Source organism: Cellulomonas sp. GTC20042 (assembly GCF_055389595.1).
This window is the reverse complement of sequence record NZ_AP043678.1, coordinates 768411-794885: the sequence shown is the minus strand read 5'-3', so window position 1 is coordinate 794885 and position 26475 is coordinate 768411. Positions and strand designations below refer to the sequence as shown.

Genomic DNA, 26475 nt, shown 5'->3' with positions numbered 1-26475 from the left:
GGCTGGACCGTCCCGGGATCGGCCCCGATCGCTGTGCCACGATGACGACGACCACGAGCGTCACCAGCACCGGGAGAGCAGATGATCCGCAGCACCGACCGCATCCTCACCAGCCACGCGGGCAGCCTCCCGCGCACGCCGGAGCTGCTGGCCGCCAATGCGGCGCGCGAGGCGGGGGACGACGTCGAGGGCTTCCACGACCTGCTCTCCGACGCGGTCACCGGCCTGGTGCGCCGGCAGGTCGAGGCCGGGATCTCGGTGCCGGGCGACGGCGAGTTCGGCAAGTCGATGAGCTCCGCGGTGGACTACGGCGCCTGGTGGTCGTACTCGTTCCAGCGGCTCGGCGGCCTGGAGCTGCGCGACGGCGCCGACTGGATCACCGCGGACCGGCAGTCCTCCCCCGGCAACGTCGTGGTGACCGGCTTCGGCCAGCGCCGCGACCGCCAGGTGTTCGCCGAGGCGTACAACGACCCGACCAGCGGCATCTTCACCGGCGGTGCGGGCGGCTCGAAGCCGAAGCCGTTCCCGACCTGCACCGGCCCGCTGACCTACACCGGTCAGGACGCCATCGCCCAGGACGTCGCCAACCTGCGCGCCGCGATCGAGACCACCGGTGCCGCCGAGGGCTTCGTCACCTCGATCGCCCCCGGCAGCGCCGCCCGCGTGGAGAACGAGTTCTACGGCAGCCACGAGGAGTACGTCTGGGCGCTGGCCGACGCGCTGCGCGAGGAGTACCGGGCGGTGATCGACGCCGGGCTGATCCTGCAGATCGACGACCCGTCGCTCGCGGAGAACTGGGACCAGATCACCCCGGAGCCCTCCGTCGAGGACTACGTGAGGTTCAGCGAGCGGAACATCGAGGCGCTGAACCACGCGCTGCGCGGTCTGCCGGAGGACCGGATCCGCTACCACCTGTGCTGGGGCTCCTGGCACGGCCCGCACACCACCGACCTGCCGATGGCCGCGATCGTGGAGTCGATGCTGAAGGTGAACGCCGGGGCGTACTCCTTCGAGGCCGGCAACGTGCGGCACGAGCACGAGTGGCGGGTGTGGGAGGACGTCGCGCTGCCCGAGGGCAAGATCCTGCTGCCGGGCGTCGTCAGCCACGCCACCAACGTGGTCGAGCACCCGGACCTGGTCGCGGACCGGATCGAGCGCTTCGCCCGCGCGGTGGGCCGCGAGAACGTCATCGCGGCGACCGACTGCGGCCTCGGCGGGCGGATCCACCCGCAGATCGCCTGGGCCAAGCTGGACGCGCTGGTCGCCGGCGCCGAGGTCGCCACCCGGCGGCTGTGGGCGTGACCCGCGGCTGAGCCCACGGCACACGCCGACGGGCCCGGCACCTCCCCGCAGGGAGGGACCGGGCCCGTCGTCACGTCCGGGGTGGATCGCCCCGCAGCGCGGATCACCCCGTGTTCTGCAACCCCGCGGCCACGCCCTGCACGGTGAGCAGCAGCAGCCGTCGCAGACCCTCGACCTCGGCCTCGGGGGCGCCGGTACGCAGGCTGCGCAGCGCGCGCAGCTGGATCAGCGACAGCGCGTCCACGTAGGGGCTGCGCAGCTGGATCGCGCGGCCGAGCACGCGGCGCCGGGCCAGCACGCCGTCGCTGCCGGTGATCAGCAGCACCCAGCGCTTGGTCAGCGCCATCTCCGCCAGCACCAGCTTGGCCAGGTCGGGGCGGTCGCCCAGCGCGAGGTAGCGCTCCACCAGCCGCTCGTCCGTCTTCGCCAGCGCCATCTCGACGTTGTCGATCATGGTCGCGAGCAGCGGCCACTCGGCGTAGGCCTGACGCAGCTCGTCCGGGTCGCCCACGGTGTTCAGCGCCGTGCCGAGGCCGAACCAGCCGGCGAGGTTGGTGCGCGCCTGCGACCAGGAGAACACCCACGGGATCGCCCGCAGGTCGTCCAGCGACTCCACGGACAGGCCGCGGCGGGCCGGGCGGGAGCCGAGCGACAGCAGGCCGATCTCCTCCAGCGGGGTCACCTGCGCGAACCACTGCGGGAAGCCCTCGGCGCGCACCAGCTCGTAGAACCGGGTGCGGGAGGACTCGTCCAGCGCGGAGGCGAGCCGGGTGAACCGCTCGGTGGCGGCGGCGTTGCGCTTCTCGATCGACGGGGCGCCGGCCAGCAGCGTAGCGGCGGCGACCTGCTCGATGTGCCGGGCCGCGATCACCGGGTTGCCGTAGCGCGCGAAGATCACCTCGCCCTGCTCGGTCAGCTTGAACCGGCCGTCCACAGAGCCCGGGGGCTGGGCGAGCACCGCGCGGTTCGCCGGGCCGCCACCACGCCCGAGGGCGCCGCCACGGCCGTGGAACAGCGTGACCCGCAGGTCGTGCTTCTGGCCCCAGGCGGTGATCCGGCTCTGCGCCACGTCCAGCGCCAGGGTCGCGGCCACCGGGCCGACGTCCTTGGAGGAGTCCGAGTAGCCGAGCATGATCTCGACGTGCCGGCCGTTCGCCGCCAGGCGGGCCTGCACCTGCGGCAGCTCGAGCATCCCCTCGAGGATGTCGACGCTGGCCTCCAGGTCGGCGAAGGTCTCGAACAGCGGGATCGCGTCGATCACCGGGGCGGTGCCCGGGTCCGGGAACGCCAGCTCGGCCAGCCGGTAGACCGCCGCCAGGTGCTCGGCGCTCTGCGTGAAGGACACGATGTACCGGCGGGCCGCGGTCTCGCCGAACCGGCGCTGCACCGATCCCAGCGCGCGGAAGGTGTCCAGCACCTCCACCGTGCGCGGGGCGAGCTCGCCGTCGATCCCGTGCTCGGCGATGTCCGCGAGCGCCGACTCGTGCACCTGCGAGTGCTGGCGCACCTCGAGCTCGGCCAGGTGGAACCCGAAGGTCTGCACCTGCCAGATCAGCCGCTGCACGTCGCCGTAGGCCGCGCGGCGGGCACCGGCGTCCAGCAGCGAGCGCTGCACGACCCGCAGATCGGCCTCGAGGTCAGCGGCCTCGGCGTAGGCCAGGTCGGCGTCCCGGCGCCGGGTGGCGGCGATCCGCGCGACGACGACCAGCATCGCCCGGCGGTGCGGCTCGTTCGGCGCGTCGGCGGCCACCTGCGTGGCCAGCGGCTCGTCGAGGTCGCGCTGCCGCTGCCAGAGCGCGGTCAGCTCCGCCGAGGGCGGGGTGCCGAGGTTGTCCAGCGTGAGCCCGGCGGCGGTCCGGCGGGCGGAGGCCTCCAGCGCGGTGAGCACGTGCTCGGAGGCCAGCACGGCGGCGGCCCGGGTGACGTCCGGCGTCACGTTCGGGTTGCCGTCGCGGTCGCCGCCGATCCACGAGCCGAGGCGCACGAACGGGCGCACCAGCGGCTCGTCGGTGCCGGCACCGTCCTCGCGCAGCCAGTCGTCCAGCCGGCGGTACACCAGCGGGAAGGTCTCGAAGAAGGTCGAGTCGAACACGGTCATCACCGTGCGGACCTCGTCGAGCACCGTCGGCTTCTCGGCGCGCAGCGGTGACGTCCGCCACAGCGAGTCGATCTCCTCCAGCAGGCGGCGGTCGTTCTCCGCCAGCGAGGTGCCGCCGACCTTGAGCGAGTCACGCTCGGCCACCAGGTCGGAGATCCGCCGGATCGCCGAGGCCACCGCGCGGCGACGGGCCTCCGTCGGGTGCGCGGTCACGACCGGGCGGAACTCGAGGTCCTGGAGGCGGCGCAGGGCCTCCTCCTTGCCGACCTCGGCGGCCAGCGCCTCGACGGCCGCCGGCAGCGAGTCGTCCGGCATCAGGTGCAGCGAGGGCAGCTCGGACTCGCGCTCGCGCAGGATCCGGACGCGGTGGTACTCCTCGGCCAGGTTGGCGAGGTGGAAGTAGCAGGTGAACGCGCGCGCGACCTGCTGCGCACGTTCGATGGAGAACGAGGCGACGAGCTCCTCGGCCTCGGACAGGGCGGTGAGGTCCTGGTCGTCGTGCGCCCGGATGGTCAGCGCACGCACCCGCTCGACGTCGTCGAACAGGTCGTCACCGCCGGACTCGCGGATGACCCGGCCGAGGAACTCACCGAGCATCCGGACGTCGTTGCGCAACGGGTCGGGGACCTCGTGGCGCGCGAGGCCCTTGCGGGCGTCGCGAGATGGCTGGGGGTCGGTCACCGGTCAAGAGTAGGTCAACGTTCCGAAGTTCGATCGTCGTGTCCGGTGGATGGCCGTCCTGCACCGTGGGCGCGGGAGTCTAGGCTCAGGACCAGTGCCCTGGCCGGGACGTGCCGGGCATTCGTCCCCGAAGGATCCGGGCCGACCCGCCCGGGCAGAGAAGAGGTGCGGTGAACGCGAAGGCTCCCCTGGCCACCACGGTCGGATGGACCGAGCTCGACCACAAGGCGGTGGACACGGTCCGCGTCCTCGCCGCCGACGCGGTCGAGAAGGTGGGCAACGGCCACCCCGGCACGGCGATCAGCCTGGCCCCGGCGGCGTACCTGCTGTACCAGAACGTCATGCGGCACGACCCGGCGGACCCGCACTGGCTGGGCCGCGACCGGTTCATCCTGGCGGCGGGGCACTCCTCGCTGACCCAGTACATCCAGCTCTACCTGGCCGGCTTCGGCCTGGAGCTCGAGGACATCGAGGCGCTGCGCACCTGGGGCTCCAAGACCCCGGGCCACCCCGAGTACAAGCACACCGCGGGCGTGGAGATCACCACCGGACCGCTGGGCCAGGGCCTGTCCTCCGCGGTGGGCTTCGCCATGGCGTCCCGCCGCGAGCGCGGCCTGCTCGACCCCGAGGCGGCGCCGGGCACCAGCCCGTTCGACCACTTCGTCTACGTGATCGCCTCCGACGGCGACCTCCAGGAGGGCGTCACCTCCGAGGCGTCCTCCGTGGCGGGCACGCAGAAGCTCGGCAACCTGATCGCGATCTGGGACGACAACCACATCTCGATCGAGGGCGACACCGAGATCGCCTTCACCGAGGACGTGCTCCAGCGCTACGAGGCCTACGGCTGGCACGTGCAGTTCGTGGACTGGACCGAGGGTGGCGACTACACGGAGAACGTGGACGCGCTGCACGCCGCGATCGAGGCCGCCAAGGCCGTCACCGACAAGCCGTCGTTCATCGGCCTGCGCACGATCATCGCCTGGCCCTCGCCGACCAAGCAGAACACCCACGGCTCGCACGGCTCCAAGCTCGGCACCGACGAGGTCCGTGGCCTCAAGGAGGCCGTCGGCTTCGACCCCGAGAAGTCCTTCGACGTCGCCCCCGAGGTGATCGCGCACACCCGCAAGGCCCTGGAGCGCGGCGCCGCCGCCCAGGCCGAGTGGAAGGTCGGCTACGACGCCTGGCGCGCCGCCAACCCCGACCGTGCCGCCCTGCTGGACCGGCTGGTCGCCAAGGACCTGCCCGCGGGCTGGGCCGAGGCGCTGCCGGTGTTCCCGGCCGGCAAGTCCGTCGCGACCCGTGCCGCCTCCGGCGAGATCCTGTCCGCGCTGGCCCCGGTGCTGCCCGAGCTGTGGGGCGGCTCCGCCGACCTCGCCGGCTCGAACAACACCACCATGAAGGGCGAGCCGTCCTTCATCCCCGCCGAGCGCTCCACCCACGAGTTCGCCGGTGACCAGTACGGCCGCACGCTGCACTTCGGCATCCGCGAGCACGGCATGGGCGCGATCCTGTCCGGCATCGCCCTGCACGGCCTGACCCGCCCCTACGGCGGCACGTTCTTCACGTTCTCCGACTACATGCGCGGATCGGTCCGCCTGGCCTCGCTGATGGGCGTGCCGGCGGTCTACGTGTGGACGCACGACTCCATCGGCCTCGGCGAGGACGGCCCGACGCACCAGCCGATCGAGCACCTCACCGCCATGCGCGCCATCCCGGGCCTGGCGATCGTGCGCCCGGCGGACGCCAACGAGACCGCGCAGGCGTGGAAGGCCACCCTGGAACGCCAGGACGGCCCGGTCGGCCTCGTCCTGACCCGCCAGAACGTGCCGACGTTCCCCCGCGGCGAGGGGGGCTTCGCCTCCGCCGAGGGCGTCGCCAAGGGCGCCTACGTGCTGCTCGAGGCGTCGACCGGCACGCCGGACGTCATCCTGATCGGCACCGGCTCCGAGGTGCAGCTCGCCGTCGAGGCGCGCGAGACCCTGGAGGCCGCCGGCGTCGCCACCCGCGTGGTGTCCGCGCCGAGCCTGGAGTGGTTCGCCGAGCAGGACGAGGCCTACCGCGAGTCCGTGCTCCCGTCCGCCGTCAAGGCCCGGGTGTCCGTCGAGGCCGGCATCGCGATGTCGTGGCACAAGATCGTCGGCGACGCCGGCCGGTCCGTGTCCCTCGAGCACTACGGCGCCTCCGCGGCGGCCGAGGTGCTGTTCGAGGAGTTCGGCATCACCGCGGAGGCCGTGGTCGCCGCCGCGCACGAGACGATCGCCGCCGCCGGTGGCGCCACCCCGGCGAACGCGGCCGGCACGCCGACCCAGAGCGGCACGGGCGACCAGCTCTGACCCGCTGACCGCACCACCACGACGGCCGGGCACCCCTGCGAGGGGGTCGCCCGGCCGTCGTGCGTCCCGGCCCCGGCGCGACCCGAGCCCGGGACCAACGTCCCGGCGCGCCGTGCGCCCGGACGGGTTGCATCGACGGGATGAGCACCCCGGTCCGGCAGACGCCCGTGTACTACTACTCGAGCGCCAGCGGTCTGGTCCGGTCCTTCGCGGAGCGCCTGGGGCGTCCGGCGTACAACCTCGCCGAGCGCGAGCACCGGCTCAGCGAGGCCGATGGCCCGTGGGTGCTGCTCACGCCGTCGTACAAGACCGGCAACGAGAACAACGACACGATCCCGGAGGCCGTGCGCCGGTTCCTGCGCTCGCCGGTGAACCGCCGCCGGATGGTCGGCGTGATGGGCAGCGGCAACCGGAACTTCGGCCGGCACTACCAGATGGCCGCCCGGCAGATCGCCGCGCAGTCGCACCGGCCGGTGCTGTTCGAGTTCGAGATCGCCGGCACGCCGTGGGACGTCGAGGAGTGCCGGCGGATCCTGGCGGACCTGGACGCCGCACTGGCCGCCGGGCACGACGAGCAGGCGGGCTCTACCGTGGGGCGATGACGCCCAGCAAGGCTCCGGCCGAAGAGCTGCAGGTGCACGGACGCACCGTGCGGGTGAGCAGCCCGGACAAGCCCTACTTCGCCGAGCGCGGGATCACCAAGCTCGACGTGGTCCGCTACTTCCTCAGCGTCGGCGACGGGATCCTCGGGGCGCTGCTGCACCGGCCCACCACCCTGGAGCGCTGGCCGGGCGGGGTGTTCGAGGGGGCCCGGCTGTCCACCCGCGCCGACAACCGCGGGGACGCGTTCTTCCAGAAGCGGGTGCCGCAGGGCGCGCCGGACTACGTCGAGACCACGACGATCACCTTCCCCTCCGGGCGCACCGCCGACGAGGTCTGCCCCACCGAGCTGGCGGTCGTCGCCTGGGCGGCGAACCTCGGCACGCTGACGTTCCACCCCTGGCCGGTCACCCGGGCCGACGTCGAGGCCCCCGACCAGCTGCGGATCGACCTGGACCCGCAGCCCGGCACCGACTTCTCCGACGCCGCCCGCGTCGCCCCGCACGTGCGGGAGATCCTCGCCGAGCACGGCCTGACCGGCTACCCCAAGACCTCCGGCGGTCGCGGGCTGCACGTCTTCGTGCCGATCGAGCCGCGCTGGACGTTCACCCAGGCCCGCCGCGCCACCATCGCCCTCGGCCGCGAGCTGGAGCGCCGGCTGCCCGGCCAGGTCACGACGAAGTGGTGGAAGGAGGAGCGCGGGCAGACGATCTTCGTCGACTACAACCAGATGGCCCGGGACCGCACGATCGCCTCCGCCTACTCGGTGCGCGCCAACCCGCGGGCCACCGTCTCCGCCCCGCTGCGCTGGGAGGAGGTGCCCGAGGTGCACCCGGACGACTTCGACGTGCTGACCATGCCGGAGCGCTTCGCAGGCGTCGGCGACCTGTTCGCGCCGCTGGTGGCCCGGGACGACCCTGCCGCCGTCGATCCCGGCGCGGAGCCGCCCGGCTCGCTGGAGGGCCTGCTCGACCTCGCCGCCAAGGACGAGCGCGACCACGACCTCGGCGACCTGCCCTACCCGCCGGAGTACCCGAAGATGCCCGGCGAGCCGAAGCGGGTGCAGCCGAGCAAGGACCGCGACCGGAAGGCCGACGCGGAGGGCTGAGCCACCGGCGCCGGGAACTCTCCGGCCGGGCCCGGCGTCCACCACCTCCCCGACCCGAGGAGCACCGTGCCCGTCGCCGTCGTCCCCGCCGATCCCGCCTGGCCCACCGCCCGCCCGCTCGACCGCTCGCCGGTCGCACCCTTCGACCCCACCGCCTCCGTTCACGACGAGGTGGAGCGCCAGGTGGCGGCGTACCTCGCCCTGGGCGTCGCCGCCGCGCTCGGCTGGGAGGAGGACGCGCTGCGGGCGGCCGTGGCCCCGTTGGTCGACGCGCTGCCCGCGCCGGGGCGCGCGCCCGCCGGCGAGGTCGCGGACGACCAGGTGCCGTTCGTGCTGGTGCTCGACCCCGGCACGGCCCACGCCAACGCGCTCGCCCCCGCGATGCGCCGTGGGTCGAAGCTCGGCGTCAGCGTGATCGACGACGCCGAGATGGCCGGCTACCTGCCGCTGCCCGACCTCGACCTGCCCACCGGCCCCGGCCCGTACCTGCTGCACGGCGTCGACACCGGCTCCGAGTTCTGCGGGACCACCCCGGAGCAGGCGCTGCTCACCGTCCGCGAGCGCGGGCGCACCCCGTTGACCATCGCCGAGGGGTTGGCGCTGGTGACGGTGCGGCCGGACATGCTGCGGCCCAACCGGTGCTTCTCGCTGATGGCCTCGCGCGCCGGGAACCAGCGGGTGCCGGCGGTGTGGATCAGCGAGCGCCGGGCCAAGCTCGGCTGGTGCTGGGACCGCAACCCGCACACCTGGCTCGGCGCGGCGTCGGCGGCAAGCCGCGTCGCGGGCTGACGCGCACCCGTCGCGTCGCGCGCCGGTCAGGCCGTCGCGACCGGCCGCTCCGGGTCGCCGGACCACTGCGACCACGAGCCCGGGTACAGCACCGGCGTGTGCCCCGCGATCGTCAGCGCGACGGCCTCGTGCGCGGCGGTCACGCCGGAGCCGCAGTACACCGCGACGTCCGCACCGGCGGCGGCGCCCAGGGCGGCGAACCGGCGGGTGAGGTCGTCGGCGGGCAGGAAGGTGCCGTCGGCGGTCAGGTTGTCGGTGGTCGGCGCGCTGACGGCACCGGGGATGTGCCCGGCCCGGGAGTCGATCGGCTCGACCTCGCCGCGGTACCGCTCGCCGGCACGGGCGTCCAGCAGCACCCCGTCCTGCGACCAGGCGGCGGCGTCGTCGGCGTCGATCGTCGGCATGCCGCCGCCGGTCAGCACCACGTCACCCGGGTCCGCCGCGCTGTCGCCCGTCTCGACCGGCAGCCCGGCGGCGGTCCACGCGGCGAGCCCGCCGTCGAGCAGCCGCACGTCGGCGATCCCGGCCCAGCGCAGCAGCCACCAGGCGCGGGACGCCGAGACGCCACCGGCCTCGTCGTAGACCACCACGGAGTCGCCCTGCCGCAGCCCCCAGCCCCGGGCGGCCGCCTGCAGGTCGGCGACGGCGGGCAGCGGGTGCCGGCCGGCGGCGGTGGACGGCGGGGCGGCGAGCTCGGTGTCCAGGTCCACGTACACGGCGCCGGGCAGGTGCCCGGTGCGGAACTGGCCGATCCCGGGAGGGCCGCCGAGCTGCCAGCGCACGTCCAGCAGGCGGGGCGGGCGGGGGCCGTCGAGCTCGCGGGCCAGGTCGGGGGCGGAGACGATCACGTCGGGCATGCCGTCACCGTACGACGCCCGGGCGGGCGTGGCGACGGTGCTCCGCCGAGGGCGGACAGCGCTGGTGGTGCGATCAGCGCGGTCGGTGCGATCAGCGCGATCAGTCCCGCGGGTCGCGCGCCGGACGGGCGGCCGTGCGCAGCGCGCGCCGCCGGTCCAGCCGCCAGGACACCACCACGGAGGCCGCGAGCAGCAGCACCCCGAGCGCGAACGCCAGCCCGGCCGCCGTCCCGCCGGCACCGGTGAGCCAGCGGTCGACCGCGTCCATCGTCTCCGAGCCGATCACGCCGCCGGCCCCGATCCCCGCCGAGACCAGCATGATCGGCACGTAGCCGACGATCCGTCCGCGGGTGTAGCCCAGCGCGTAGTACACCGGCAGCTGCAATGCGACCAGCAGCGCGAACATCGCGAAGGAGGCACCCGCCACCAGCCACAGCTCCGCGGCGACCACCGGCTCGTCGGACTGCGAGGCCCACACCAGCGCGAGCACCGTCGCCGCCGCGGTCGCCCCGAGGTAGCCGAGCACCGCGGTCGCGTAGCGGGCCAGCACCAGTGTCCCCCGGCGCACCGGCAGCACCGCGTGCAGCGTGCCGAGGTCGTTCTTGTCCTCGACCGCGAACGGGTAGGCCACGATCAGCGCCGCGAACAGTCCGGCGGTCACCAGCACCACCGGCGGCGTCCCGCCCACCACGACCAGGATCCCCATCGCGGCGATGACGAAGCAGAGCTGGCGGGCGTAGGGCCGCATCACCATCCCGTCGAGCCGCACGGCGGCGGTCAGCGCGCTCATGCCCGCCCCCGCAGCCCCGCCAGCCGGCGTGCCGGGCGCGGCGTGGCGACCGGGTCGAGCGGCGCGGGCGGACGCCCGCCGAGGTGCACCACCACCTGGTCGAGCGTCGGCCGCTCCACCACCACTGCGGTCCCCAGCAGCGGCACGTCGTCCGAGGCGACCAGCGCCTCCACCCCCACGTCGGTCCGTCGAGCACCGAGCAGCGGCACGATCCCGTCGGCGGGCAGCTCGCGGTCGCTCCCCCGCACCAGGCAGTACGCGTCGAGCACGTCGTCCCGGGTGCCCGAGCGCACCACCCGCCCGTCCAGCAGCACCGTCAGGTGGTCGGCGATCCGCTCCAGGTCCGCGGTGATGTGCGTGGAGAAGAGCACGCTGCGCCCCTCGTCCACCAGGTACTCCCCGAGGATCCCGACCAGCTCGTCGCGGGCCACCGGGTCCAGGCCGCTGGTCGGCTCGTCGAGCAGCAGCAGCCGCGCGTCGTGCGACAGGGCCACGGCGATCTGGAGCTTCATCGTCATCCCGCGGGACAGCGCCTTGACCTTCGCCCGTCGGTCCAGCCGGAACCGGGTCAGCAGCTCGGCGTAGCGGTCCGGGTCCCAGCGCGGGTAGAACGGGCGCAGCGCGCGCTCCACGTCGGACAGCCGCCAGTCCTCCACCAGCGTGGGTCGGTCCAGCACGATCCCGACGTCCTGCCGCAGGGCCTCCGGCGCCGGCAGCGGGTGCCCGAGCACCGACACCGACCCGGCCGTCGTCCGGTACATGCCGAGCAGGGTGCGGATCAGCGTCGTCTTGCCGGCGCCGTTCGGCCCGACCAGCCCCATCACGTAGCCGGTGGGCAGCATCAGGTCGACGTCCCGCAGCGCGAATCCGCCGAGGTCCACCGTGACGCGGTCCATGACGATCGCGCACTCCTCCGGCTGCGCCTGCCCCGGCGCCTGCCCGGTCACGCGGCACCTCCCGCGGTCGCGGGGCCGGCCGCCGGCCCGGTCCCGGCAGGCCCGTCCACCAGCAGCGCGTCCAGCATCGCCACCAGGTCGTCCCTCCCCAGCCGCGCCAGCCGGGCGGCGTCGATCGCCTCGCCCAGCCCGGCCTCCACCCGGCGCAGCAGCTGCTCGCGCACCAGGGCCGAGTCCACCGGCAGCACGTAGGCGCCCTTGCCGGGGACCGTGGTGATGAAGCCCTCGGCCGCCAGCTCGGCGTAGGCGCGGGTGGTGGTGATCACCGAGATCCGCAGGTCCCGCGCGAGCGCCCGCACCGAGGGCAGCGCCGCCCCGTCCGCCAGCTCGCCGCCGAGGATCGCAGCCTTCACCTGCTGCGCCACCTGCTCGTACAGGGGCACGTCCGCACTGTTCTGCACGACGATCCGCACGCCGTCACCTCCTACTGTTCATATGCACTATGCACAGTAGGAGCGGGCGAGGTCAAGGTCCGGGGACGACGAAGGCCCAGGATCACGAGGATCCTGGGCCTGTCACCGAGCCGCCTAAGGGAATCGAACCCTTGACCTTCTCATTACGAGTGAGACGCTCTGCCGACTGAGCTAAGGCGGCGACTTCCCGACCAGCGCACAGGCGCCGATCGAGCACCGACATCGTACCCGCCCGACACCGCGTCCTCCAAAGCGGACCGTGGTGCCGGGCGGGACGCGGGTCAGCAGCGGGTGCCGTCGGCAGGGACGGTGCCGTCCACCAGGTAGGCGTCCACGGCGTCGAGGATGCAGGAGTTCGACCGGCCGTAGGCGGTGTGGCCCTCGCCCTCGTAGGTGAGCAGGGTGCCGGACGACAGGGTGCTCGCCAGGCTCTCCGCCCAGGCGTAGGGGGTGGCGGGGTCGTTGGTGGTGCCGATCACGACGATCGGCGCGGCGCCCTCGGCGGAGTAGTCGTCCAGGCCGCCGGCCTCGGGCACCGGCCACTGCGCGCAGAGCGTGCCGCCGTAGCCGAACCAGGCACCGACGGTCGGGGCCACCTGCTCGATGGCGGCGGCGTCCGCGCGCATCTGGGCGATGTCGGTGGTGCCGCGGTCGTCCGCGCAGCCGATCGACCAGAAGGCCGAGGTGGAGTTCGACTGGTAGGTGCCGTCGGCGGAGCGGTCGTAGTACAGGTCGGACAGCTGGAGCAGGATCGAGCCGTCGTCCGAGGTGAGAGCCGCGGTGAGGGCCATGGTCAGGTAGGGCCAGGACATCTCGTCGTACAGCGGCAGCGCGATGCCGGTGAACGCCAGCGCGCCGGTCAGCGGGCGCGAGGTGCCGGTGTCGAGCGGGTTCTGCCGGGCCCGGTCGAGCAGGGCCTTGATCTGCGCCATGCCGGTGTCGACGTCGCCGCCGAGCGGGCAGTCGGCGCCGGCCTGGCAGTCGGCCACGTAGGCGCGCAGCGCGTTCTCGAAGCCTCCGGCCTGGCCGGCGGACAGCTCCTGGCTGGACAGCGTCGGGTCCAGGGCGCCGTCGAGCACGAGGCGGCCGACCTTGTCCGGGAACAGGGCGGCGTAGGTGGCGCCGAGCTGGGTGCCGTAGGAGTAGCCGACGTAGGTGAGCGTGTCGTCGCCGAGCACGGCGCGCAGCACGTCCATGTCCTTCGCGGCGCTCACGGTGTCCACGTGCTCCAGCACCGGCCCGGTGCCCGCCAGGCAGGCGGCGCCGAGCGCGCCGTACGCGTCCTCGGCGGCGGCGATCCCCTCGTCGGTGGAGTAGTCGAAGTCGGTGGCGGTGAGCACGTCCATCGCGGGGCCGTCGAGGCAGGTGACCGGGGTGGACTGCCCCACGCCGCGCGGGTCGAAGCCGATCAGGTCGTAGCGGTCGACGACCTCGTCCCCGAACCGGCCGAGCGCGATGCTGGACAGCGCGTCGATGCCGGAGCCGCCGGGGCCGCCGGGGTTGATCAGCAGCGAGCCGATCTTGTCGCCGGTGGCCTGGTGGCGGTTCACCGCGAGGGTGATCGTGTCGCCGTCGGGGTCGTCCCAGTCGAGCGGCACGACGGCGGTGGCGCACTCGAGGTCGCCGCAGGCCTGCCAGTCGAGCTGCTGGGCGTAGATCGCGTCGACGCCCTGCACGTCCGGGGTGGTGGGGCTGGGCGACTCGGTGACGTCGGCCTGCTGGCGGCTGCCGACGCACCCGGCGAGCAGCAGGGCGGCGACGGCGCCGAGCGCGACGGCGCGCACCGGTGGGCGGCGTCGGACGGAGGGACGGTGGTCACGCGGGGCGAGGATCACCGGACCACCGTAACCGGCCGCCCCGCACGTCGGACGCCGGTCGCGTGGTCCCCGCGCTCAGCCCTGGGGCCGCAGCGCGATCATCATGGCCTCGACGGCGAGCAGCGGGGCGACGTTCCCGGCCAGCCGCTCGCGGGCCTCGCTGATCGCGTCCAGCCGGCGCACGGTCTGCTCGGGGGTGCTGCCCCGCGCCAGGTCGGCGGCGGCCTGCTCGTGCTCGGCGTTCACGGCGGGGACGTCGGCCCCGATCTGCCGGACCAGCACGTCGCGGTAGAACGACATGAGGTCCACCATGGCGCGGTCGAGCACGTCGCGCTGCGCCCGGGTGGCGCGGCGCTTCTGCTCCTCCTCGAGCTGCTTGACCTGACCGCGCAGCGCGGGCGGCACGGCGGTGCCCCCCTCGGCGCCGAGGGACCGCAGCAGGGCGGTGCGCTCGGCGGCGTCGCGCTCCTCGGTGGCGGCCTTGGCGTCGGCCTGGGCGGTCTCGACCAGCTCGCCGGCGGCGATCACCGCGTCACCGACGCCACGCACCCGCGGGGCGATCCGCAGCACGGCCGCGCGCCGGGCCCGGGCCTCCGGGTCGCGGGCGAGCCGACGGGCGACGCCGACGTGGCTCTGCGCGGCACGGGCGGCCACCAGGGCGACCTCGGGGTCGACGCCGTCCCGGCGCACCAGCAGATCGGCCACCGCCTCGACCGGCGGCACCCGCAGCGCCACCGAGCGGCTGCGCGAGCGGATGGTGACCAGCACGTCCTGCGGGCTCGGCGCGCAGAGCAGCCACACGGTGCGCGGGGGCGGCTCCTCGATCGCCTTGAGCAGCACGTTGCCGGAGGTCTCGTTCAGCCGGTCGGCGTCCTCGATCAGGATCACCCGCCACCGCCCCTGCGAGGGCGCGCGCTGCGCCAGCTCGACCAGCGGGCGCACGGTGTCGGCGCGGATCACCACGCCCTCGGTGGCCACGGTGGTGACGTCGGGGTGGCTGCCGGCGAGCACGGTGGCGCAGCCGGGGCTGCGCACGTCGCCGGACGGGTCCTGGAGGGCGGCGGCGAACGCGCGGGCGGCGGTGGAGCGGCCGGAGCCGGGTGGCCCGGTGAGCAGCCAGGCGTGCGTCATCTTCGACGGGTCGGTGGCGGCGGCGCGCAGCACCTCGACCGCCGGCTCCTGGCCGATGACGTCGTCCCAGACGGTCGCCATCAGCGGGTCCGCCCCGCGCTCGCGCACGCACGCGGGCCGGCGGGACCGGTGGTCAGGGGCGTCGGCACGGGCAGGCTCACGGGCGCCAGGGTACCCAGCCGCCCCGACACGCCCCGACACGCGCGCACCGACCACGCCCGACCCGCCCCACGCACGCCGCCGGTGCTGCCACACTGAGCCGTGCCCACTGCCCCCAGCGGGTCGCCGGCTCCGCGACCCTCGACCCGCCGCACCGTCGCGGCGAGCCCGCGCCCGGGCGGGGACCCGGAGCTCGAGCGGTTCTCCCGGCTGGCTGCCCGGCACCTCGGCGTGCCGGTGGCGCTGGTCTCGGTGATGACCGACGCCGAGCAGCTGATCCTCGGCGCCTACGGCCTGCCGCCGGAGATCGACTCGGCCCGCCGGCTGCCGCTCTCGCACGCGCTGTGCCTGCGGGTGGTGACCGGCGAGGCGCCGGTGGTGGTGGACGACGCCCGGGTGCACCCCGAGCTGACCGGCCACGCCGCCGTGACCGAGCTGGACGTGGTGGCCTACGCCGGGTACCCGCTGCGCGACGACACCGAGGACGTGATCGGTGCGCTGTGCGCGATCGACCGCGAGCCCCGGTCCTGGGACCCCGAGCAGCTGGCGTTCCTCGCCGACCTGGCGGCGGCCTGCTCCTCCGAGCTGCGGCTGCGCGGCGAGCGGGAGCGTGCCCGGCGGTCGCAGCGGCTCGCGACGGACGCGCACCGGCACAGCCGGCTGCTGCTGATGATGGCCGAGGCGTTCACCGCGGCGACCACGGTGGACGAGATCACCCGCGCGGTCTCCCGGGTGGCGGCGCTCGGGCTCGGCGCGCCGATGACCGGCGTCGCGCTGATGGACCGGGACGGGCGCGGGCTGACGTACACCTCGATGGACGCCTTCGACGGGCAGGGCGTGGAGGCGCTGCGGCACGCGCGGCTCACCGACGACCGGCCGATCGCGCTGGCCGCCCGCACGCGAGCACCGCTGTACTTCCCGGACCACGCCTCCCTGGTGGCGCGGTTCCCCACGGTCGGCGAGGCGCAGGAGGCCGGCGGGGCGGAGCCGCGGGGCAACGGCGGCCGGGCGATCCTCCCGCTGGTGTCACGCGGGCGGCTGCTCGGCGTGCTGACCCTCGGCTGGCTGGAACCACGCGACTTCCGGCAGGACAACCGTGAGGTGAAGAGCGCGCTGGCCGGCTACACCGCGCAGGCGCTGGAGCGCGCGCTGCTGCTCGACCAGCGCCGCGACGTGGCGCGCACCCTCCAGGACGCGATGCTGACCGCGCTGCCCCAGCCGGACCACCTGCGCCTGGCCGCGCACTACCTGCCGGCCGCCCGGGCGGACAAGGTCGGCGGCGACTGGTACGACGCCCTGGCGCTGCCCGGCGGCGACCTGGCGGTGATGGTCGGCGACGTGACCGGGCACGACATGGACGCGGCGGCGCGGATGGGGCAGCTGCGCTCCACCCTGCGCGCCTTCGCGTGGGACCGCCCGGACGCGCCCTCGTCCTGGCTGGCCCGGCTGGACCGCGCCGACGCCGGCCTGCGGCTGTCCACGATCGCGACGGCGCTGGCCGCCCGGATCTCGGTGCCCGCCGAGGGCGGGACGCGGGTCTGCTGGTCGAACGCCGGGCACCCGCCGCCGGTGCTGGTCCGCCCCGGCGAGGGCGCCCGCTGCCTCGACCCGGCGACCGACCTGCTGATCGGGGTGGACCCCACCGTCGAGCGGCACGACCGCTCCGCGGACCTGCTGCCCGGCGACACGCTGCTGCTCTACACCGACGGCCTGGTGGAGCGGCGCGACGTCGCGATGGACCTCTCGCTGGACCGCCTGGTGCACGCGGCGGGTCGGCTGGCCTACCGCGACCCGCAGCGCCTGGTGCAGGAGCTCACCGCCGAGCTGGTGGACGGCCGGCCGGCCGACGACGTGGCGCTGCTGGCGGTGCGGGTGCTCGAGCGCGCGGATCCGGGCGCGGGCATCTGACCTCCCGCCCGCGCCCGGCTCACTCGCCCGGGTAGACCACGCCCACCTGCGCGCGCACCTCGTCCATCGTGCGCAGCACGGCCAGGGTGTCGGCCCAGGTCATCCGCGGGCTCTCGGTGTCCCCCGCGGCCACCCGGCGGGCGACCTCGGCGGCCTCGTACTGCAGGCCCATCGTGCCGGGCTGCTGGAACGACCACGAGCGCCCGTCCCGCCGCCGCACCTGGAAGGACGTCGGCGCGTAGAACGAGCCCTCGACGGTGATCACGCCCTCGGTGCCGGAGATCGTGGCGGTGGTCGGCGTCTTGGACCACAGGGTCGTGCTGAGCACGGCCTGGGTGCGCTCGCCGTAGGACAGGATCATCGAGATCTGCCCGTCCACGCCGGTCTCGGTCAGCGTGCCGACCGCCCGCACCGCGTCCGGCACGCCGAGCAGGTCGTGCGCGAAGGACACCGGGTACACGCCCAGGTCGAGCAGCGCCCCGCCCGCGAGCTCCGGGGCGAACAGGCGGCTGGCCGGGTCGAAGCCGAAGTGCTGCCCGTGGTCGGCGGCCAGCGTGATGATCTCGCCCACCTCACCGGCCTCGAGCACCTGGTGCAGGGCGGCGACGTGCGGCAGGAACCGCGTCCACATCGCCTCCATCACGAACACCCCGGCGGCGCGGGCGGCGGCGAACACCTCCTCGGCCTCGCCGGCGTTGCGGGTGAACGCCTTCTCGACCAGCACGTGCTTGCCCGCCGCGATGGCGAGCAGCGCGTGCTCCCGGTGCTGGGAGTGCGGGGTGGCGACGTAGACGGCGTCGACCTGCGGGTCCTCGACCAGGTCGCGGTAGCCGATGTGGGTGGTGGGGATGCCGTGGGCGGTGGCGAAGCGCTCGGAGCGGTCACGGTCGCGCGATCCCACGGCGACCAGCTGGGCGCGGGTGTGGGCGCGGACGGCGTCGGCGAACGAGCCGGCGATGTTGCCGGCGCCGAGGATCCCCCATCGGATCGGCGGCGCGGTGCGCGGGTCTTCGGTGAGTGCCATGCACCGACCCTAGTGGCCGGGTCCGACGCGCGGCAGGGGGCGGCGGGCCGCGCGCACCGCACCGCAGGATCGGTCCGCGTCGCCCTCGCGGGTGCCTACGGTGGAGGGGACCGCCGGTGGCCTCCGAGCGCCGGCGCCGATCCGAGGAGGAACCGTGAGCACCACATCCGCCCGCACCCCGATCCGCACCGTGATGAGCCCGGGCCGCTACGCCCAGGGCCGGGGCGCGATCGACCGTCTCGGCGAGCTGCTGGCGCCGATCGGCCGCACCCCGCTGGTGGTCGCGGACGACGTCGTCTGGGGCTTCGTCGGGGACGCCGTGACCGCGTCCTTCGCGGCGGCCGACCTGCCACTGGTCCGGGACGGCTTCGGCACCTACGCCACCGCGGCGGCGGTGGACGGCATCGCCGCCCGCATCCGGGAGACCGGTGCCGACGTGGTGGTCGGCCTGGGCGGCGGCTCCACGATCGACGCGGCGAAGGCCGCCGGCCACCTCGCCGGGGTGCGCTGGGTGTCGGTGCCGACGGTGGCCTCCACGGACGCCCCGTGCTCGGCGCTGTCGGTGATCTACGACGAGCACGGCGGCTTCGAGGAGTACCGGTTCTTCCCGCGCAACCCCGACCTGGTGCTCGTCGACACCCAGCTCGTCGCGAACGCGCCGGTGAAGTTCCTCATCGCCGGGGTCGGCGACGCGCTGGCCACCTGGATCGAGGCACGCGCGGTGGCGAAGACCGACGCGACCACCATGGCCGGCGGGCTGCCGACGGTCACCGGCACGGCGCTGGCCCGGCTGTCGTGGGACGTGCTGTGGGAGAACGCGCTGCCGGCGGTCGACGCCGTGCGCGAGCACCTGGTGACCCCCGCGGTGGAGAAGGTCGTGGAGGCCAACACGCTGCTGTCCGGCCTGGGCTTCGAGTCCGGCGGCCTGGCGGCGGCGCACGCGATCCACAACGGGCTGACCGCCGCCCCGCAGACCCACGGCCTGACCCACGGCCAGAAGGTCAACATCGGCTCGCTGACCCAGCTGGTGCTGGAGGGGGCGCCCAGCGCGGAGATCCGGGACTTCGTGGAGTTCACCACCCGGGTCGGCCTGCCGACCACGCTGACCGAGGTCGGCCTGCGCACCGACGACGTCGAGGACCTGACCCGGGTGGCGCAGGCGGCGACCGCCGAGGGCGAGACGATCCACGCCATGCCGTTCACGGTCCGCCCGGCGGACCTGGTGGACGCGCTGCGCTCGATCGAGGGGCTGTCCCGCCGGATCCGCACGGACGCCGGGCTGCCCGAGCCCGTGCTGCACCGGGGGCACTGAGTCGCGGATCTCCGCCGAGTTCGGTGGTTCCTGCGAGAAACTGAGCACGGAACCACCGAACTCGCACCGAACCACCGAACTCGGCGCGCAGAGAGAGAGCGGGGACGGATGAGCGCGGGCTGGGTGGACCATGCGATGTGGTGGCACGTGTACCCGTTGGGGTTCACGGGGGCGCCGCTGGACGGGTCCGGCGATCCGGGCGGGCCGGTGCACCGGCTGCGGCACCTGGAGGGCTGGCTGGACCACGTGGTCGACCTCGGGCTGAACGGGCTGGCGCTCGGGCCGGTGTTCGCCTCCACCACCCACGGCTACGACACCGTGGACCACACCCGGATCGACCCCCGGCTCGGTGACCGCGCGGACCTGGACCACCTGCTCGACGCGGCGCACGTGCGCGGCCTGCGGGTGCTGCTGGACGGGGTGTTCAACCACGTCGGCGAGCAGCACCCCGCCTTCCGCGCCGCGCTGGCCGACGGCCCCGGCTCCCCGCAGGACGCGTTGTTCCGGATCGACCGCTCCGGCCCCGCGCCGACCTGGGACTGCTTCGAGGGCCACCGCGCGCTGGTGACGCTCGACCACGGGTCGCCGCAGGTGGTGGACCTGGTGGCCGACGTGATGATCCGCTGGCTGGACGCGGGCGTGGACGGCTGGCGCCTGGACGCCGCCTACGCGGTGCCCGCGGAGTTCTGGGCGCAGGTGGTCCCCCGGGTCCGCGCCGCCCACCCGGACGCGTACCTGATGGGCGAGGTGATCCACGGCGACTACCCCGCCTTCGTCACCGGGTCCGGGCTGGACGCGGTCACCCAGTACGAGCTGTGGAAGGCGATCTGGAGCGCGATCCTCGACCGCAACCTGCACGAGCTGGTGTGGACGCTGGGCCGGCACGACGCCCTGCTCGACACCTTCGTGCCGTACACCTTCGTCGGCAACCACGACGTCACCCGGATCACCAGCCGGGTCGGCGACGCGGACCTGGCCGTGCACGCGCTGCTGGTGCTGATGACCGTCGCGGGCACCCCGGCGGTCTACGCCGGTGACGAGCTCGCGTTCCGCGGCGTCAAGGAGGACCGCGCCGGCGGCGACGACGCCGTCCGCCCCGCGTTCCCGCCGACACCCGGCGACCTCGTGCCGGAGCCCGATGCCTGGCTGACCTACCGGCGGCACCAGGCCCTGATCGGGCTGCGCCGTCGGCACCCGTGGCTGCACCGGGCGCGGACCCGGGTGGTCGAGGTCGCCGGCGAGCACCTGCTGTACGAGACCTCCGGCGACCCGGGCGAGGCTCTGCTGGTGGCGCTGGACCTGGGCGACGCGCCGTGGTGGGCGCCGGTGCCGGCGGGCGCCCGGGTGCTGCTCGCCGGACGCCCGGGACAGGACGCGAGCACCGACGACCTCCCCCGCCGCCCCGACCCCACCTCCCCGGGCGGGTCGCTGGTCGAGATCCCGGCGCGCGGCTGGGCGGTGCTCGTCCCCTGAGCCGACCGCCCGCACGGGCACGAGCCGGGGGTCCCACCCGGGCGCGGCCCGCGCGGGGCTAGGGTCGGATCGTGCTCGCAGCCCAGGTGACCCAGTTCGACCGTGACGACCCGCTGGCCGGGCTGACCGTCGGGGACCACCCCGCACCGGAGGCCCGCGAGCACTGGACCACGGTGGACGTGCGCGCCGCCGCCCTCAACCAGCACGACCTGTGGTCGCTGCGCGGGGTGGGCCTGCGCGCCGAGCAGCTGCCGATGGTGCTCGGCACCGACGCCGCCGGGGTGACCGCCGACGGCCGCGAGGTGGTGCTGCACGCGGTGATCGGCGGTGCCAGCGGCCACGGCGTCGGACCGGCCGAGCCCCGCTCGCTGCTCTCCGAGCGCTACCCCGGCACCCTCGCCGAGCAGGTGGCCGTGCCGACCTGGAACCTGGTCGACAAGCCCGCCGGGCTGTCCTTCGTCGAGGCCGCCTGCGTGCCGACGGCCTGGCTGACCGCATACCGCATGCTCTTCACCACCGGTCAGGCCGCCCCGGGCCAGCGCGTGCTGGTGCAGGGCGCCGGCGGCGGGGTGGCCAGCGCCGCGATCCTGCTCGGTGCCGCCGCCGGCCTGGAGGTGTGGGCGACCAGCCGCGACGAGGCCAAGCGTGCCCGCGCCCTGGAGCTCGGCGCCGTCGGGGCCGTCGCCCCGGGCGAGCGGCTGCCGGTGCGGGTGGACCTGGTGATCGAGACCGTCGGCGCGGCCACCTGGACCCACTCGGTGCGCTCGGTCCGACCCGGCGGCACGATCGTCGTCGCGGGTGCCACCACCGGCGACCCGGAGCGGGTGGACCTGCAGCGGATCTTCTTCCTGGAGATCGCGGTGCGGGGTGCGACCATGGGCTCCAAGCAGGACCTCGAGCAGCTGCTCGCCTTCCTGGCCCGGACCGGCGTCCGCCCCCTGGTGGACTCGACGGTGCCGCTGGCCCGGACCGGCGACGGGCTCGCCCGGCTGGCGCGCGGCGAGCAGACCGGCAAGATCGTCGTCGAGGTCTGACCCGCACGCCCGAGGAGGAGGCCCGATGGCCGGACGCTGGCAGCCCGACGTGCTCGGGGACGACTACCGCGTCCGCACCCTCGAGCTCGCCCCCGACGACGAGGGCGAGGTGGTGGCGAGCCTGGTGCGCTACGCCCCGCCCACCCCGGAGCCGGTGCGCCCGTCCCGCGCGGTGCTGTACCTGCACGGCTGGTCCGACTACTTCTTCCAGACCGGTCTCGCCGAGTTCTGGCACGCGCAGGGCGCCGCGTTCTACGCCCTGGACCTGCGCAAGTACGGTCGCAGCCTGCGTCCGCACCAGACCCCCGGCTACATCGACGACCTGCGCACCTACGACGAGGAGATCGAGGCGGCGCTGGAGCAGATCCACCGCGACCTCGGCATCCGCGCCCGCGTGATGCTGATGGGTCACTCCACCGGCGGGCTGACCGCCTCGCTGTGGGTCAACCGGCATCCCGGCCGGGTGCACGGCCTCGTCCTCAACAGCCCGTGGCTGGAGACGCAGGGGTCGTCCGTGGTGCGGCACATCAGCGCCCCCGCGGTGGCCCGGCTCGCGATGATCCAGCCCAAGGTGGCGCTGCCGAACATCGACCCCGGCTTCTACGCGCGCACCCTGCGCGTGGCGGACGGCGGCGAGTGGACCTACGACGAGACGTGGCGTCCGACGCCCTCGTTCCCCGCCCGCGCCGGGTGGCTGGCGGCGATCCTCGCGGGGCACGCCGAGGTGGCGCGTGGCCTGCACATCGAGGTCCCGGTGCTCATGCTCGCCTCGGCGCGCACGATCATCAGCCCGCGGTGGACCGAGGAGATGCGCGGCGTGGACGTGGTGCTGGACGTCGAGCTGCTGGCCCGGCGGGCGATCCAGCTCGGGCCCGTGGTCTCGGTGGTGCGGATCGCCGGGGGCGTGCACGACCTCACGCTGTCACCGGCGCCGGCGCGTCAGCGGTTCTACGCCGAGATCGGTCGCTGGTCGACGGCCTACGGCTGGTCCTGAGCCGCAGCCGCCCTCAGCGGGCGGGGACCAGACCGGCAGGGACCAGGCCGGTGGGGACCGGGTCGACAGGGATCGGGTCGGCTCAGACCCACCCGCCGACCGACTCGCGCAGCGAGGGCCCGTGGTCGCCGAACCGCCACACCCGCCAGCCGTCCGTGGAGGACTCCAGGTCGGCGGCCGCGGCAGCGGCGGTGTCCGGGGACGCGTGCACGGAGCCGTCGGGCAGCTCGATCAGCCCGTCCGCGCGCAGCGTCGCGACCAGGCGCTGACCCCGGCGCACCCGCAGCCAGACCAGCTCGGCGGCACCCGGGCCGGCGGCGGCCAGCGCCGCGAGCTCGGGCAGCGGGGTGTCGTCCTGGGTCGGTGCCACGTGACGGGACTGCCCGGCGTCGGCGGGGTCCGGCAGGTCGGTGACGGGCAGGCCGTCGGCGTCCAGCGCGGGGAGCAGGGTGGTCTCGTCGGCGGCGTGCAGGTGGCCGTGCGCGGGCGACTGGTCCGCGCGGGCGGGCTGCGCCGGTGCGGCGGCGGGCTCCGCCGCAGGCTGGGTCGCGGCGGGCGAGGTCGCGGCGGGCTGCTCCGGCGCGGCTGTGGGGTTCGCAGGCGTCGGCACGGCCGGCTGCACCGCGATCGACCCGGTGCGCGGGCCCGGCTCCACCGGCCGGCGCTCCCGGCCCTGCGCGCGGCGCAGCGGCGAGACGTCCACGTACCGGCGTCCGCCGGGCCCCTCGGTGACGCCGAGACGCAGCACCTCGACCTGCGCGCCGGTGGAGACGAAGTCGAGCACGTCGGCCAGCCCGTCGGCGACGTCGGCGCACACCAGCACCAGCCGCACCCCGCGCTGGGTCTGCTCGGCGCGCAGGAACGGCGAGCGGTCGCGGAACACCGCGAGGTCCGCCTCGAAGGTGTCCTGCCCGCCGTGGTACATCCGGGCCAGGTCGGAGCGGGTCAGCCGGGCGGCGCCGCCGGCGTGCCGCAGCGCACGGACCAGGCCGTCGGCGTCCAGCAGCTGCACCACCTCGACCACCACCGGGCGGGCCGCGGCGTCCAGCGCCAGCAGGTGCGGTCCGGTGCCGTCGCCGCCGCGCCGCACGGGGAGCACCTGCTCGCCCAGCAGCGCCCCGACGTGGTCGTCGACCAGCGTCGTGGAGTCGATCTCGAAGGAGTCGGCACTGGGCCGCATCGGCTGGACGAGGGTGCCTCGGCCGTCGTCGAGCTCGAAGATCGCCATCAGTCCGCTGCTCCCTCTCCCGCGTCACCGCACCCGCTCGCGGCCGCGCACGTCCGCACCCGAGTCTTCCATCCCGGACGGATACTCACGCCCGGTCCTGTGCGTTCTGCACGACATGTCCACGCCTCGGCCGTGGCCGCGGCGTCACTCCTCGGCCAGCCGGGCCTCCAGCCGGTCGACCTTGCCGGTCAGCTCGCCGGTGTGCCCGGGCCGGATGTCGGCCTTGAGCACCAGGCTGACCCGTCCGGCGTGCCGCCCGACGGCCTCCGCCGCCCGCCGCACGACGTCCATGCACTCGTCCCACTCACCCTCGACGGTGGTGAACATGGCATCGGTCCGGTGCGGGAGCCCGGACTCGCGGACGACGCGCACGGCGTCGGCCACGGCATCCGTCACGGACTCACCCGCGCCGAGCGGGGACACGGAGAAGGCGACCAGCATGACCCCCACCCTGGCCCAGGCGTGCGGCCGAGTCCACCCCCGCACCGCCGGTGTCGCACCTTCCACCCGTCCACCGGGCCGACGGCTCCGAACCCCTGGTGCGTCCCTGACCGGGGCGCACGTCGACGCCGGACGCTCCCGGTGTGGAAGGACAGCACTCATGCGCCAGTCAGCCAACCGCCTCGTCGGGACCGTCTTCGGGGTCGTCTACCTGCTCGTCGGGATCGCCGGGTTCGTCGTCACGTCCGGCAGCGGCTTCGCCGGGACCGAGGGCGGCACCCTGCTGATCTTCGAGGTCAACCCGCTGCACAACATCATCCACCTGGCGATCGGCGGCCTGCTCACGGTCGCCGGCACCTCGTCGGTCCGGGCCGCGCGCACCGCCAACACCACGGTCGGCGCGGTCTACCTGCTGGTCGGCCTGCTCGGCCTGTTCCTGATCGGGACCGGTGCGAACATCCTGGCCCTCAACGGCGCCGACAACGTGCTGCACTTCGCCAGCGCCGTGGTGCTGCTGGGCGCCGGCCTCGCCGCGGACCGCACCGAGGGCTCCCCGGCGACGGCATGACCGCCCACCTCGCGACGTCCCCGGGCGTCGCACCCCGACCGGCACCGGCGGTGCGTCCCCGCGCCGCCGGTGCCCCGGCCGTGGCCGCGTCGGCCGGTGCTGCGTCGGCCACCCGCGAGTCGGCCGCCCGCGCGCGTCCCCTCCCCGTCCGGGCCGGCGCGCGGACCGGCGCCGCCACCGCCGCCCTCGGGCTCGGCCTGCTCGCCGCGGCCCTCGGTGCCGAGCACGTCGCCGCGCACCCGCTGGTCGGCGTCCCGCTGGTCGCCCTGGCCGCCGCCGCGCTCACCTGGGCCGTGCTGGCGCTCCGAGGGCCGGTGCCGGGCGTCGCGGGCACCGTCGCCGCGCTGCTGGTCACCGGACCGGCGGTGCTGCTCAGCCCGCTGCCCGCCGGGAGCGTCCCCGGGCTCGCCGAGGCCGCCGGTGCGACGCTCGCGCTGGCCGCCGCGATCACGCTGGCCCTGGGCGTCCGGCTCGGCCCTGCTCAGCACGCCCCGCGACCGTGGGGGCAGCTCGGTGCGCTCGCGCTGGCGGCCCTGCTGGTCGCCACGGTCACCGTGCCCGGTCTGGCCGCCACCGACGCGGGGGCGCACGCGGTCCCGCACGGCTCGCACGGGCTGCCCGGCCTGCCCGCCGAGCACGCGCACCACGGCGGCTGACCGCCGCCCGTCCGTGCGCAGGAACGCCGCAGGCCCGGCCCCCACGAGGGGACCGGGCCTGCGGTGCGTCAGTCGCTGAGGATCAGGCGACCTCGGACTCCTCGGTGAGGGCACGGGTCTTGTTCTGGTCCAGCAGGATGCCGGGGCCGTTCGTGGTCGACACGGTCGCCTTGGAGATGTAGCGGCCCTTCGACGCGGACGGCTTGAGACGCAGGATCTCCTCCAGCGCCGCAGCGTAGTTCTCCACCAGCGAGATGTCGGAGAACGACGTCTTGCCGATGATGAAGTGCAGGTTCGCGTGCTTGTCGACGCGGAACTCGATCTTGCCGCCCTTGATGTCGGTGACGGCCTTGGCCACGTCCATCGTCACGGTGCCGGTCTTCGGGTTCGGCATCAGGCCACGGGGGCCGAGTACCTTGCCCAGTCGACCGACCTTGCCCATGAGGTCCGGGGTCGCCACGGCGGAGTCGAAGTCGGTGTACCCGGCCGCGACCTTCTCGATCAGCTCGTCGCCGCCGACCTCGTCCGCACCGGCGGCGCGGGCCTGCTCGGCACGCTCACCGGTCGCGAACACGATCACGCGGGCGGTCTTGCCGGTGCCGTGCGGCAGGTTGACGGTGCCGCGCACCATCTGGTCGGCCTTGCGGGGGTCCACGCCGAGGCGGAACGCGATCTCGACGGTCGCGTCGTACTTCGTGGTGGAGGTGGCCTGGGCCAGGCGGATCGCCTCGAGCGGCGCGTAGACGCGACCGGCCTCGATCTTCTCCTCGGCGGCCCGGTAGGCCTTGCTGTGCTTCGCCATC

At 74.8% G+C, this 26475-nt stretch carries 23 protein-coding genes and 1 tRNA gene; 12 read left to right on the top strand and 12 right to left on the bottom strand.

What is annotated here, in order from left to right:
• The first annotated feature begins 81 nt into the window (after positions 1 to 81).
• Positions 82 to 1302 carry a cobalamin-independent methionine synthase II family protein gene (locus ACZ5HG_RS03725; protein ID WP_464180468.1) on the top strand — a complete coding sequence of 407 codons (1221 nt, stop codon included), beginning with the start codon at positions 82 to 84 and terminating at the stop codon, positions 1300 to 1302.
• A gap of 103 nt (positions 1303 to 1405) precedes the next feature.
• Here ACZ5HG_RS03725 and ACZ5HG_RS03720 read toward each other — a convergent pair whose 3' ends face one another.
• On the bottom strand, positions 1406 to 4081 hold the full coding sequence (locus ACZ5HG_RS03720; RefSeq protein ID WP_464180467.1) for a phosphoenolpyruvate carboxylase: 2676 nt from the start codon (positions 4079 to 4081) through the stop codon (positions 1406 to 1408).
• 170 nt (positions 4082 to 4251) lie between these two features.
• Here ACZ5HG_RS03720 and tkt point away from each other — a divergent pair, with 170 nt between their 5' ends.
• The 4 genes from tkt to ACZ5HG_RS03700 all read left to right on the top strand — a co-directional run bounded on the left by tkt (position 4252) and on the right by ACZ5HG_RS03700 (position 8911).
• On the top strand, positions 4252 to 6414 hold the full coding sequence (gene tkt / locus ACZ5HG_RS03715) for a transketolase (protein ID WP_464180466.1): 2163 nt from the start codon (positions 4252 to 4254) through the stop codon (positions 6412 to 6414).
• A 140-nt stretch (positions 6415 to 6554) separates the two neighbouring features.
• Positions 6555 to 7016 (top strand): class Ib ribonucleoside-diphosphate reductase assembly flavoprotein NrdI, encoded by a 462-nt coding sequence (gene nrdI / locus ACZ5HG_RS03710; protein ID WP_464180465.1) that lies wholly within the window; start codon positions 6555 to 6557, stop codon positions 7014 to 7016.
• The gene (gene ligD, locus ACZ5HG_RS03705) at positions 7013 to 8122 is read left to right on the top strand and encodes a non-homologous end-joining DNA ligase (RefSeq protein WP_464180464.1); all 1110 of its coding nucleotides are present in this window, start codon (positions 7013 to 7015) and stop codon (positions 8120 to 8122) included. The genes nrdI and ligD overlap by 4 nt, the downstream gene beginning before the upstream one ends.
• A gap of 66 nt (positions 8123 to 8188) precedes the next feature.
• Positions 8189 to 8911 (top strand): DUF5701 family protein, encoded by a 723-nt coding sequence (locus ACZ5HG_RS03700; RefSeq protein ID WP_464180463.1) that lies wholly within the window; start codon positions 8189 to 8191, stop codon positions 8909 to 8911.
• A gap of 26 nt (positions 8912 to 8937) precedes the next feature.
• Here ACZ5HG_RS03700 and ACZ5HG_RS03695 read toward each other — a convergent pair whose 3' ends face one another.
• The 7 genes from ACZ5HG_RS03695 to ACZ5HG_RS03665 all read right to left on the bottom strand — a co-directional run bounded on the left by ACZ5HG_RS03695 (position 8938) and on the right by ACZ5HG_RS03665 (position 14956).
• Positions 8938 to 9768 carry a sulfurtransferase gene (locus tag ACZ5HG_RS03695; RefSeq protein WP_464180462.1) on the bottom strand — a complete coding sequence of 277 codons (831 nt, stop codon included), beginning with the start codon at positions 9766 to 9768 and terminating at the stop codon, positions 8938 to 8940.
• 100 nt (positions 9769 to 9868) lie between these two features.
• Positions 9869 to 10558, bottom strand: a complete 690-nt coding sequence (locus ACZ5HG_RS03690) for an ABC-2 transporter permease (RefSeq protein ID WP_464180461.1) — start codon at positions 10556 to 10558, stop codon at positions 9869 to 9871.
• Positions 10555 to 11505 (bottom strand): ABC transporter ATP-binding protein, encoded by a 951-nt coding sequence (locus ACZ5HG_RS03685; RefSeq protein ID WP_464180460.1) that lies wholly within the window; start codon positions 11503 to 11505, stop codon positions 10555 to 10557. The genes ACZ5HG_RS03690 and ACZ5HG_RS03685 overlap by 4 nt, the downstream gene beginning before the upstream one ends.
• Complete coding sequence (locus ACZ5HG_RS03680; protein ID WP_464180459.1) at positions 11502 to 11927, bottom strand: GntR family transcriptional regulator; 426 nt, start codon at positions 11925 to 11927, stop codon at positions 11502 to 11504. Before ACZ5HG_RS03680 ends, ACZ5HG_RS03685 begins: the two co-directional genes overlap by 4 nt.
• Positions 11928 to 12035: 108 nt before the next feature.
• A tRNA-Thr gene (locus ACZ5HG_RS03675) sits at positions 12036 to 12108 on the bottom strand.
• Between the two features lie 100 nt (positions 12109 to 12208).
• Positions 12209 to 13762, bottom strand: a complete 1554-nt coding sequence (locus tag ACZ5HG_RS03670; RefSeq protein WP_464180457.1) for an alpha/beta hydrolase — start codon at positions 13760 to 13762, stop codon at positions 12209 to 12211.
• Positions 13763 to 13819: 57 nt separating this feature from the next.
• A complete protein-coding gene (locus ACZ5HG_RS03665) occupies positions 13820 to 14956 on the bottom strand; it encodes a DNA polymerase III subunit delta' (protein ID WP_464180456.1) in 1137 nt (378 codons plus the stop codon).
• Between the two features lie 180 nt (positions 14957 to 15136).
• Between ACZ5HG_RS03665 and ACZ5HG_RS03660 the strand changes: the two genes are divergently transcribed.
• Entirely contained in the window at positions 15137 to 16942 is a 1806-nt protein-coding gene (locus tag ACZ5HG_RS03660; RefSeq protein WP_464180455.1) for a SpoIIE family protein phosphatase, read from the top strand.
• A 19-nt stretch (positions 16943 to 16961) separates the two neighbouring features.
• Here ACZ5HG_RS03660 and ACZ5HG_RS03655 read toward each other — a convergent pair whose 3' ends face one another.
• On the bottom strand, positions 16962 to 17966 hold the full coding sequence (locus tag ACZ5HG_RS03655; RefSeq protein WP_464180454.1) for a Gfo/Idh/MocA family protein: 1005 nt from the start codon (positions 17964 to 17966) through the stop codon (positions 16962 to 16964).
• 193 nt (positions 17967 to 18159) lie between these two features.
• Here ACZ5HG_RS03655 and ACZ5HG_RS03650 point away from each other — a divergent pair, with 193 nt between their 5' ends.
• The 4 genes from ACZ5HG_RS03650 to ACZ5HG_RS03635 all read left to right on the top strand — a co-directional run bounded on the left by ACZ5HG_RS03650 (position 18160) and on the right by ACZ5HG_RS03635 (position 22779).
• Positions 18160 to 19278: a glycerol dehydrogenase gene (locus tag ACZ5HG_RS03650; protein ID WP_464182089.1), complete on the top strand. Its 1119-nt coding sequence runs from the start codon at positions 18160 to 18162 to the stop codon at positions 19276 to 19278.
• Between the two features lie 108 nt (positions 19279 to 19386).
• Positions 19387 to 20751: an alpha-amylase family protein gene (locus ACZ5HG_RS03645; RefSeq protein WP_464180453.1), complete on the top strand. Its 1365-nt coding sequence runs from the start codon at positions 19387 to 19389 to the stop codon at positions 20749 to 20751.
• A 71-nt stretch (positions 20752 to 20822) separates the two neighbouring features.
• Complete coding sequence (locus tag ACZ5HG_RS03640) at positions 20823 to 21785, top strand: zinc-binding dehydrogenase (RefSeq protein ID WP_464180452.1); 963 nt, start codon at positions 20823 to 20825, stop codon at positions 21783 to 21785.
• 25 nt (positions 21786 to 21810) lie between these two features.
• Entirely contained in the window at positions 21811 to 22779 is a 969-nt protein-coding gene (locus ACZ5HG_RS03635; protein WP_464180451.1) for an alpha/beta hydrolase, read from the top strand.
• An 82-nt stretch (positions 22780 to 22861) separates the two neighbouring features.
• Here the strand turns inward: ACZ5HG_RS03635 and ACZ5HG_RS03630 are convergent, their stop codons facing one another.
• The gene (locus ACZ5HG_RS03630) at positions 22862 to 24007 is read right to left on the bottom strand and encodes a restriction system modified-DNA reader domain-containing protein (protein ID WP_464180450.1); all 1146 of its coding nucleotides are present in this window, start codon (positions 24005 to 24007) and stop codon (positions 22862 to 22864) included.
• Between the two features lie 144 nt (positions 24008 to 24151).
• Positions 24152 to 24448, bottom strand: a complete 297-nt coding sequence (locus ACZ5HG_RS03625) for a thiamine-binding protein (protein WP_464180449.1) — start codon at positions 24446 to 24448, stop codon at positions 24152 to 24154.
• 160 nt (positions 24449 to 24608) lie between these two features.
• Here ACZ5HG_RS03625 and ACZ5HG_RS03620 point away from each other — a divergent pair, with 160 nt between their 5' ends.
• Both ACZ5HG_RS03620 and ACZ5HG_RS03615 read left to right on the top strand, forming a co-directional pair.
• The gene (locus tag ACZ5HG_RS03620) at positions 24609 to 25016 is read left to right on the top strand and encodes a DUF4383 domain-containing protein (RefSeq protein ID WP_464180448.1); all 408 of its coding nucleotides are present in this window, start codon (positions 24609 to 24611) and stop codon (positions 25014 to 25016) included.
• Positions 25013 to 25672 (top strand): hypothetical protein, encoded by a 660-nt coding sequence (locus ACZ5HG_RS03615; RefSeq protein WP_464180447.1) that lies wholly within the window; start codon positions 25013 to 25015, stop codon positions 25670 to 25672. The genes ACZ5HG_RS03620 and ACZ5HG_RS03615 overlap by 4 nt, the downstream gene beginning before the upstream one ends.
• 82 nt (positions 25673 to 25754) lie before the next feature.
• Here ACZ5HG_RS03615 and rplA read toward each other — a convergent pair whose 3' ends face one another.
• A complete protein-coding gene (rplA, locus tag ACZ5HG_RS03610; RefSeq protein WP_464180446.1) occupies positions 25755 to 26474 on the bottom strand; it encodes a 50S ribosomal protein L1 in 720 nt (239 codons plus the stop codon).
• Position 26475: the final 1 nt, after the last annotated feature.

What these genes read in the sequence shown, in the direction of transcription:
- ACZ5HG_RS03635 (WP_464180451.1), top strand. Translation starts at nt 21,811, where the DNA reads ATGGCCGGACGCTGGCAGCCCGACGTGCTCGGGGACGACTACCGCGTC.
- ACZ5HG_RS03630 (WP_464180450.1), bottom strand. Translation starts at nt 24,007, where the DNA reads ATGGCGATCTTCGAGCTCGACGACGGCCGAGGCACCCTCGTCCAGCCG.
- ACZ5HG_RS03665 (WP_464180456.1), bottom strand. Translation starts at nt 14,956, where the DNA reads ATGGCGACCGTCTGGGACGACGTCATCGGCCAGGAGCCGGCGGTCGAG.
- nrdI (WP_464180465.1), top strand. Translation starts at nt 6,555, where the DNA reads ATGAGCACCCCGGTCCGGCAGACGCCCGTGTACTACTACTCGAGCGCC.
- ACZ5HG_RS03625 (WP_464180449.1), bottom strand. Translation starts at nt 24,448, where the DNA reads ATGCTGGTCGCCTTCTCCGTGTCCCCGCTCGGCGCGGGTGAGTCCGTG.
- ACZ5HG_RS03650 (WP_464182089.1), top strand. Translation starts at nt 18,160, where the DNA reads ATGAGCCCGGGCCGCTACGCCCAGGGCCGGGGCGCGATCGACCGTCTC.
- ACZ5HG_RS03695 (WP_464180462.1), bottom strand. Translation starts at nt 9,768, where the DNA reads ATGCCCGACGTGATCGTCTCCGCCCCCGACCTGGCCCGCGAGCTCGAC.
- rplA (WP_464180446.1), bottom strand. Translation starts at nt 26,474, where the DNA reads ATGGCGAAGCACAGCAAGGCCTACCGGGCCGCCGAGGAGAAGATCGAG.
- ACZ5HG_RS03655 (WP_464180454.1), bottom strand. Translation starts at nt 17,966, where the DNA reads ATGGCACTCACCGAAGACCCGCGCACCGCGCCGCCGATCCGATGGGGG.
- ACZ5HG_RS03690 (WP_464180461.1), bottom strand. Translation starts at nt 10,558, where the DNA reads ATGAGCGCGCTGACCGCCGCCGTGCGGCTCGACGGGATGGTGATGCGG.
- ACZ5HG_RS03620 (WP_464180448.1), top strand. Translation starts at nt 24,609, where the DNA reads ATGCGCCAGTCAGCCAACCGCCTCGTCGGGACCGTCTTCGGGGTCGTC.
- ligD (WP_464180464.1), top strand. Translation starts at nt 7,013, where the DNA reads ATGACGCCCAGCAAGGCTCCGGCCGAAGAGCTGCAGGTGCACGGACGC.
- ACZ5HG_RS03645 (WP_464180453.1), top strand. Translation starts at nt 19,387, where the DNA reads ATGAGCGCGGGCTGGGTGGACCATGCGATGTGGTGGCACGTGTACCCG.
- ACZ5HG_RS03615 (WP_464180447.1), top strand. Translation starts at nt 25,013, where the DNA reads ATGACCGCCCACCTCGCGACGTCCCCGGGCGTCGCACCCCGACCGGCA.
- ACZ5HG_RS03725 (WP_464180468.1), top strand. Translation starts at nt 82, where the DNA reads ATGATCCGCAGCACCGACCGCATCCTCACCAGCCACGCGGGCAGCCTC.